This is a genomic window from Lacticaseibacillus salsurae (assembly GCF_045862175.1).
Taxonomy (GTDB): domain Bacteria; phylum Bacillota; class Bacilli; order Lactobacillales; family Lactobacillaceae; genus Lacticaseibacillus; species Lacticaseibacillus salsurae.
The window spans coordinates 1-8274 of the sequence record NZ_BAAFZI010000070.1 but is presented as its reverse complement, the minus strand read 5'-3'; the positions used below and the strand labels follow the sequence as shown (position 1 = coordinate 8274).

Here is an 8274-nt window from a genome sequence, read left to right as displayed (position 1 = left end):
TGACATTCTTGAGAGTGTTTGCTATACCAATTTTAATTTTAACCACGAACGAAGGGCAAACCTATCGTTTCCGGTACAAATTTACTACTAGCATTGAGAATATGGTGGCCTAGTTGAACAGCCACTATGTAGGCACTTGTTTGCACGCTAAGAAGTCAAACACACCTACAACTTATCTGTTTGGAGGCTGCATTTTGACACAATCGCTTGCCATCATCATTCCATGTCATAACGAAGAAGAAAACGTGCCATTATTTTATCAAGCGACACAACGGACTTTCGCGGAGCTACCGGCTTACAAACCAATTTTTTGGTATATTAACGACGGCTCGACTGATCGCACCTTAGCAGAAATTCAACAGTTGCAACTGACTGACCCCGATGTGCACTACATCGACTTTTCACGCGGGTTTGGTAAAGAAGCAGGTATGTATGCTGGACTTCAAAACGCCAAAGCCGATCTCTATACGATCATGGACGCTGATTTGCAAGATCCGCCGGCGATGTTAAAAGACATGCTGGCAGGCATTCGTGAAGGCTACGAAATGGTCGGCGCTGCGCGGATGGATCGCACCGGTGAACCGGCTATGCGAAGCTTTTTCTCCAATATGTTTTATAAACTCATCAATAAAATTTCCAAAACGCAAATTGTGCCTGGCGCCCGAGACTTCCGGGTGATGACGCCCAAGTATGTGAATGCGGTGTTATCATTAAGTGAAAATAACCGCTTCTCGAAAGGCATTTTTGGCTGGGTCGGGTTTAAGTCCAAGTACCTGCCTTATCAAAACGTTGAACGCGAGCATGGGCGGACTTCTTGGAATTTCAATAGTTTATTCCAATATTCGCTAGACGGGATCATCGACTTCTCTGACGTGCCGTTGACGATTGTGTCTTGGTTGGGACTGACCTCGTGTTTCTTATCAGCGCTTGCCTTAATTTTCATTGTTTTGCGCGCTTTGTTTTGGGGCGGTTCAGTCGCCGGCTGGCCATCTATGGTATCTATCTTCCTGATGATCGGCGGACTGCAGTTATTCGGAACTGGTATTTTAGGCAAATATATCGGTAAGATCTATTTAGAAGTCAAGAATCGACCCATTTATATTGCCAATGAAATCAAATAAAAATCAGGCGTCGCACGGTTCAATTGAACGGTGTGACGCCTGATTTTTGATTGCCTGAAAGTTTAGGTGCGATCACTCGGTTTATTGCGAAAAATAATGAATTTCGAAAAAGCGTAGTTGGCGACTATAATCACCACTTGGGTCAGGAGTTTCGCCACCATATTGGACCAGCCAAGCGCGTTGATGAACAAGAACATGCACGCATAATCGATACCCAGTGACACGATCCGCGCAACCATAAATTTGACGAACTCCCAAACCAATCCAGCGAAGCTTTCAGTATGCGAGTTGAACACCCACAGTTTGTTCGTGACAAAGGCAAACAGCACCGACAGCAACCATGCCAAAAAGTTGGCAACTTGCCAGCTAATGCCAACGTGAGTGGCCCCAGCAAACACCACGATGTTCACCACCGTGGTCAGCCCACCAAAAAAGACATAGGTGAAAACATCCCAAAGATGATGGGCTTTTAATAGTGCTTTGCCGCGATGGAATAAAGTCATCAAAAACTGCTCCTATCTGTTCATAGTTCGTGACTGCCCTCGATTATCCACTGAAGCGCCAAGCACGTCAACCAACTGCTGACATGATAAATCCCCCAAACTCAGTCGTATCGGCTGAATTCAGAGGATGGTTTCTGGCTAGTCATCAAAGTATTTCGGCGAGCTTGTCAGCGAACAACTAGAACTTCGCTATTTTTTAATCCCAGCTTTTAACGAGTACTGTTTACCCGCATTAATATCATAAGTGATCATCTGATAATCGCGGTATAAAGCTTGTTGTTTTTTGGTTAGGCTTGAATAGCTGACGCGTTTGCCGTTTTCATCCACAAAGCTTTCACCAGTCAACGGATTTTCACGTGAGTTCGCTTCTTTCATCCATTGTGCGGGTAAGTCCGCTTGAACTTTAGACAATAAGGCATTGTAGGCATTCACTTTGATGTTCCCTTGTCGCAAGGCCAGTGAAATGAAATCATTGGAACCAATATAAGCCGCATGCGATTGTTTGGTCAACGCGCCATGCGCTCTTGCATACTTGTTCGCATAGACAAAATAGGTGGTTTCATATTTTTCCAAATCATTCCCAAACGTATTATAAATACCTGGTAAGTGATCCCCATAAAAGACCCAGACAATCGGTCGGTTGATCTTGTCAATTGATTCTTTAAACGCCTTTACCGCCTGATCCGTATAATGGATCCCTTCGACATAAGTGTCGACGCTGGTCTTATCGGTAAATGTCGCGCGGCGCGCTTTTCCGGCGTCTTATCGTCACGTTATTTCGGCCTGAATCCTTTGATTTGCGCCGAAATAATGTGACGTTTTTGATTCTCTTAGGTAACCAAAACTCACATTATCCCGGCTGCAACTGAGCACATAATAATAGGCCGGCGTCTGCGGCCGGCCTTCATCAATTAGATCAATGCGAGTTCTGAATTTGTTTGATAGATCACTTCATTGTCGATGATCCGTTTGTCTTGTTTGGCGCCAATAATGAGGCTTTGCGTCACAATCAGATCCAGCCGTCTCAAACTGCCACCGGTACTGTTCAAGATGGTTTTTACTGCTTCTTCTCCTAAAATTTCATCGTGAACCCCAACGGCCGCGAATTTCTCACGAATATACCGCCGTGTTTCCTCATACGCCATTCCGATGACCTGATAGTTCGTCGTGATGCGCTGCCGAAAGGCTTCAAACTGTGCACGTTGAAGCATCTGTGCGAGTATCGGTAACCCTGACAACACAAAGATACATTTGCGTTGCCCATCCATACCGAAGTTGGTTAAGAGCACCAATTCGTTGAAAATCGGTCCGCTCAGATATTGTGCTTCATCCAATATGAACATCGGAATCACGTGCTCGATGTCGTACAGCTCCGCGATCCGTTCTTGGATCTGTTTGAATTTAGTGGCCTTGCGAAATGCCGGCTCTAATCCCAACGCAACGGCCAGTTGATTATAAAAGTCACCTACGGTAACGGTACTTAATGGCAAGTAGTAGACTTTGAAACGATTCGGGTTTAAGTGTCGAGCGAAATCTCGCAAGATTAAGGTCTTTCCCGCCCCGGAATGACCTGTAAACAAACCGATACCTAAGGTCTCTGTCAGATACCGGAGGCGAAAACTCATTTCTTTATGATCGACGGTTTCTACGATCGTCGTGCTAGTTTTGTCGAATGGGTTTTCGCTCATGCCATAATACATCAAGTAATCCATTCGACTAACCCTCATCTTCCGTCATCCGAATCCGACGGGTATGCGCGTTTTCGATTTTGTTAACGGGCTTGATTTCGAGCAGCTCATTTTCCCATTCAAGGTAGACAACGGATAGATCTGGCTGATGGCGAATGGTGACTTTTTGGCCAATAGTCGCGCGACCAGTCTCATATTGCGCGCCATTGATTTTGACCGTGCCATCTTTGGCCACCTTGCGTTCGACGCGATGGAGAAATGCCGTGTTCAAAACTGTTCTAGAGACCCTGTGGATTGCCTCTGGCTCAAGACTGAACCGATCAACTGGCGTGACGTTTGTTCCCAGACTACGATTAGCTTGGTTATTGCGATCTCGCACATACTCTGCGAAGTTGGCGCGTAGCGCTTCTAACAATTCGAATTCATCGTAGTTGATGTCGGCCATCCATTGCTTCTTCATCACGCCAAACCAGCGCTCGATTTTACCTTTTTGGTTGCCATGATAGACTGCCGCGTGACGAATGCCGATGCCTAAATCGGCACAGATCAAGGCTAACTGCTTGTTGACGTAAGGCTTACCATTATCCGCGTATAATTGGCGTGGTTTCCCGTATGTCGCAATGGCTTGCTTGAGAGTCATTTGTACGTTGACCGCATTGTCTTCAAAATACATACCCCAACCGACTAGATACCGTGAGGCATCGTCGATGATCCCAACAATATAAACTTTACGTTTGTGCCCACCATCTAAGATGAAAGGACCGTGGGTCGTGTCGATTTGCCATAATTCATTGACATGATCCATTTCAAACGCCCGCATGTCTTCCGTGTGCGCATTCTTGATCTCCGCTGGCAGCTGCGCCAAAAATCGCTGGATTGTCGTATCGGATGGTGCGCCTTGGGCGAAATATCCGGTCATCATCATCCGCTTGCGAATCACGGTGGCGGGCCGATTTGGTCCTTCGGATTTCAGACGCAAGATCTCGTCTTTTTGTTCGTCAGATAGCTTACGATAACTGCCAGCGTCTTTGCGTGGTTTAGGCTTGAGTCCACGAAGACCATGCTTGCGATAATCCGTCGCCCATTGCTTTAACGTTCCCACGCCGACATGCCCACGCTTGCCATTGGGTAATACTAACTCCGTTGCCGCAATCCGCGCCATGTATGCAGCCTTACTGCCGTCGGGCTGAACGTTGTTAGAAACGATGGGATGAATCAAGTTGTAGCGAAATAAAGCGATATCCTCTTGCTGTTCAATTTCCATTAAAACACCTCAATTTCATAAGATGTTTCCAGCTTATCGAACCTGGATTTCACGATTAAGGGCAAACTATGTGATTTGATCAAAGCGCATGAAACTTTGGCGCCGATGCCGAAATTATTTGCATAAAACGTCGTCCGGCTCGGAGCTGGTTATATTTCGCTGCGACATCCACCGCGTCTTGGAGTTGATCGAGTTCATGACTCAAAAACAGCGTTTCATGCCACGTCTGGAACTGTGACCGCCAGTAGCGCAGAGCTCGTGTTGCTATTCCGAGATTTTGTTCCGCGTGATACACAGACTTAGTCCAGATAACGCGTAGCGCCGTGAGTACCAGCTGAAGCACGTAACGTTTGAACGGGATCACTGATGCAGGCAATAGGACAAAGGTATGCGAACAAGCGTGACATCTGAGGCGAGTCACGCTGATTTGAATATGCGTTTCTGCGTTGAGATAGATCTGGCGCTGATAAGCGCCGTGGCGGGTAATACCTAGAGTATTCTGGCATGTTGGACATGCGATTGACCGTAGAGCTTTGGCCACAAACGCATCATATTTCTTCTGATATTGAATTAGGGCTTTGCCTATGCCGCCTTGTCCTGTATGATGAAGATAGGGAGCGGTTCTTTCTTATTGTTTTTCTTCGTCGTTAAACAGTATACGGGAGCTACTCCTGTTTTTGTACCTTAAATCGCTGGTTTAATGTGCATTAAAATAGCGGCGAATTATTTCGGCTGACCAGATGGTCGTTGTCGAAATAATTCGCCGCTTTTGTTTGATATTGGGCCGGTATATCGCGCCGCGCAACAGGTAAACGCCCCGGATTTAGTGGCCGTCACCTGATAACTATTATTTAAATACCAATCTGAAAATGGCAGATGGTTTTGAATCGTGATCAAGTTCATGAACTGCGCAGACCGATGATTGGCCAACTGATGCAAGGCGTTGTCATATGCAGTTGTGTCAGATAAGTATGGCGACGTGCCTAACTTCTTTTGATCATAAATCTTATACTTGCTGCCTAAATATGCGAACTTTTTGAAATCAAACTTGCGATAAACTGCCTCTCGATTGTAAAAGCCACCGGAATACGGATGAATCGCAGCACTATAACCCCAATCTTCACCAACGTTAGGCGCACTGACTAGGCCTGGGACCAGTTGCGTATAAGGGGTGTTTAATGTCGTATCAAATGCGCCAATTGAGGTACCCGTTAACGTCATGTACTCCATGTTCGCAGTGCCGCCACCATAGCCAAAGCTCATCATCTTACCAGATGTGGTTTCTTTTTCTAACTGATGAATATATGGAATTGGATCATGATCGACTTTGACATTGGATAACTCAGTTGGATCAGAGAAACTTTCTGACAAATTGAAAATCACCGTCGTGTTCTTAGTGGTATTGGTACGCGTCTTATTCATATTAGCTGCGACTTGCTGATATTTCTTGACCAACTTCGTCACAGTCGCTTTTGAATACCCTGTTGGTGTCGCCATCGTTTTCGTATCCAAGCCCGTGATGAATTGCAAAATTGGCCCGTACCATTGTGCATAGCGTTGGGGGTTGATATTCATCATGTCCACCCCAAACTGTTCAAACGCCACATGGGTAGGATTCGTCGTATGATTCAAACTACCTAGAGAAAAGATAAAGGCGCCGGAAACTAATAGCTTCGCCCCACGCACCCACCAGGATTGTTGCGCACTGGGACCACGACGCTCACGCCAGACGATCAAAGTGACGAGGGCAACCAGCACCACAATGGCAGCAATGACGACTTTGATCGAGATCATACTTAAAATCTCAGAAGCCTGTTTCAATTCTGCCAGATCTGTCGCCACGATCGGCTCGGCACGCAGATTGATTTTGATGCGATTGGCGACGGCAAAAAATAAGCCAAAGGCACTGACAGAAATTAACGAAACCCAGTAGCGATTCGTCAATGCCAAAACCACCCAATAGCCTGCCAATAAAATCAAAGTCCCGACAACTTGGCGAGCAAATAACTGAGACAACATGAAACTGAAGATGTTCAAGGTGCGATCAGATTGCCAAATGTTGTCTGTCACAATTAAAGAATCGTTCATCAACAACGCTGAAATCATTTGAACGATCAACAAGACAATCACGGCGCCGATGCCACGACCATACCGACGCCAGAATTGTTTGAGCACCTGACGCCAGTTCTGGGCACGATCGATCACCTGTGCCAGTGGTGCGGCTAAGAAACTGTTGGCAATTCCTGATAAAAAGTGGCGCGTGATAAACACAGCCACCGCTGCAGCTACCAAGGCCAAAGCCAATAAGGCACCCACAGCGAGTACCAGCCAAAAAATCCCCAGTGATGGCACATGCGCTTTGATTTGAGTCATCCAGCCGCTACTAAACGCACTAAAACTATTGGTGCCAATGATCATCGTCAAGCTAATCAGGGTCAACCCAACCGTGGCTTCACTAGAAGAAATTTTACGATCGGTTGCCCTACGCCCAATAAATAACCGCGTGACAGCCAATGCCGGCAGGATCGTAAACGGCGACATCACGCCAATAAAGCGACTGGCTCGAGAAAAGCCGATACCGCCATAATATTCAATGGCAAACATGACCAACACGGATGCAATCCCGCCAATCACCCAAAGTGCCTGTAGCCACTGATGCTTGTTTTGCGTCCTGACTGTATTGGCCGCAAGCATGCCCATCCACACAATCGCCGTTATGCTGAGCCCTTGATCACCTTGGTTGAATAAGAACGGATCCGTGTTGAATAATAATGGCAACCATAATGTCGCAAGTAATACCCACTGCACACGTTTATCGCTAGCAAAACGGCGTAAATAAGGATGCACAAGCAACAAGCAGACGCCACCAATGATCAATGGGGTCCCGTTGTTGGTCACTGGAAATAGCTGTTGATACAATGCAGTTTTGGTGATTGGAACATTAATCACGTAGCTGAACAAGGCGACAGCGGCACCACTAAAGATTGCCCAAACCCAAAACGAAATGGCATCACTCACCTTAGGCATTTGACGATATAACAAGCCTAATACCCAAAAGATGCCTGCATCTCGCAAAATGCTTAACCCATAGCGTAGGCAAATGCTGACCAACCACTTTAACCCTGGTTGTTGCGGATTGAGCGTGCTCAACAGCACCCCTTTAGGGCCATATAGTAAATAGTATGATGCCGTTGCGCCGATCACAATCAAAAGGCACAACCCATATAACCAATTATTTCGAGTTTTCTTTTTTTCTGACACAGTATTCGACCACCAATTCATACCAAATCACAATCATACAGACGCCTTTAGGATAGTATGATTCGATTAAATTTCATCTATTCTAAAATAACTTTAATCATACCAGTTTAAGCCGACGATTGGACATAATGTCTACATTTTTAAACTAACTGTGATAATGAACCGATGCGAATTTTGTCCACTTGAATTTACAATTGAAGTGGAACACTAAGAAAAAAGACTGACCCACTAGGAGACAGTGTAGAATGTTGTTTGTCGAGAACATCATCATACGGAGGTTTCCTAATGAGCCATTACAATCAGCTTACAGCTATTGAACGCGGTCGTATAGAGTCTTTTATCCAACTTGGACTATCTTTTCATGAAATAGCGACGCGCTTAAATCGCAGTGTTAGCACAATCTCTAGAGAAGCTCATCGCTGTAACAAGGAATACAA

Annotated in this window: 7 protein-coding genes and 1 pseudogene; 2 read left to right on the top strand and 6 right to left on the bottom strand. The window is 45.8% G+C overall.

Going from position 1 to position 8274, the window contains the following annotated elements; genetic code table 11:
- Positions 1-194: 194 nt before the first annotated feature.
- Entirely contained in the window at positions 195-1121 is a 927-nt protein-coding gene (locus ACKTSG_RS12865; protein WP_407895311.1) for a glycosyltransferase family 2 protein, read from the top strand.
- Between the two features lie 62 nt (positions 1122-1183).
- Here the strand turns inward: ACKTSG_RS12865 and ACKTSG_RS12860 are convergent, their stop codons facing one another.
- The 6 genes and pseudogenes from ACKTSG_RS12860 to ACKTSG_RS12835 all read right to left on the bottom strand — a co-directional run bounded on the left by ACKTSG_RS12860 (position 1184) and on the right by ACKTSG_RS12835 (position 7837).
- Positions 1184-1624, bottom strand: coding sequence for a GtrA family protein (locus tag ACKTSG_RS12860; protein WP_407895309.1), 441 nt, complete (start codon positions 1622-1624; stop codon positions 1184-1186).
- Between the two features lie 189 nt (positions 1625-1813).
- Positions 1814-2353 (bottom strand): annotated as a pseudogene (locus ACKTSG_RS12855) (sulfatase-like hydrolase/transferase); the annotation flags it as partial.
- 182 nt (positions 2354-2535) lie between these two features.
- A complete protein-coding gene (locus ACKTSG_RS12850) occupies positions 2536-3336 on the bottom strand; it encodes an ExeA family protein (protein WP_311902171.1) in 801 nt (266 codons plus the stop codon).
- Positions 3337-3340: 4 nt separating this feature from the next.
- Positions 3341-4576, bottom strand: a complete 1236-nt coding sequence (locus tag ACKTSG_RS12845; RefSeq protein WP_407895307.1) for a DDE-type integrase/transposase/recombinase — start codon at positions 4574-4576, stop codon at positions 3341-3343.
- Between the two features lie 79 nt (positions 4577-4655).
- Positions 4656-5117 carry a DUF6431 domain-containing protein gene (locus ACKTSG_RS12840; protein ID WP_376716050.1) on the bottom strand — a complete coding sequence of 154 codons (462 nt, stop codon included), beginning with the start codon at positions 5115-5117 and terminating at the stop codon, positions 4656-4658.
- A 182-nt stretch (positions 5118-5299) separates the two neighbouring features.
- On the bottom strand, positions 5300-7837 hold the full coding sequence (locus tag ACKTSG_RS12835) for an LTA synthase family protein (RefSeq protein WP_407895305.1): 2538 nt from the start codon (positions 7835-7837) through the stop codon (positions 5300-5302).
- Between the two features lie 285 nt (positions 7838-8122).
- On the opposite strand from ACKTSG_RS12835, the gene ACKTSG_RS12830 reads away from it, so the two are divergent.
- The coding region (locus tag ACKTSG_RS12830) for a helix-turn-helix domain-containing protein (protein ID WP_407895313.1) at positions 8123-8274 on the top strand (152 nt) is incomplete at its 3' end.

Excerpts from the sequence above, each read along its gene's own strand:
- ACKTSG_RS12860 (WP_407895309.1), bottom strand. The coding sequence starts at position 1,624 with ATGACTTTATTCCATCGCGGCAAAGCACTATTAAAAGCCCATCATCTT.
- ACKTSG_RS12850 (WP_311902171.1), bottom strand. The coding sequence starts at position 3,336 with ATGGATTACTTGATGTATTATGGCATGAGCGAAAACCCATTCGACAAA.
- ACKTSG_RS12845 (WP_407895307.1), bottom strand. The coding sequence starts at position 4,576 with ATGGAAATTGAACAGCAAGAGGATATCGCTTTATTTCGCTACAACTTG.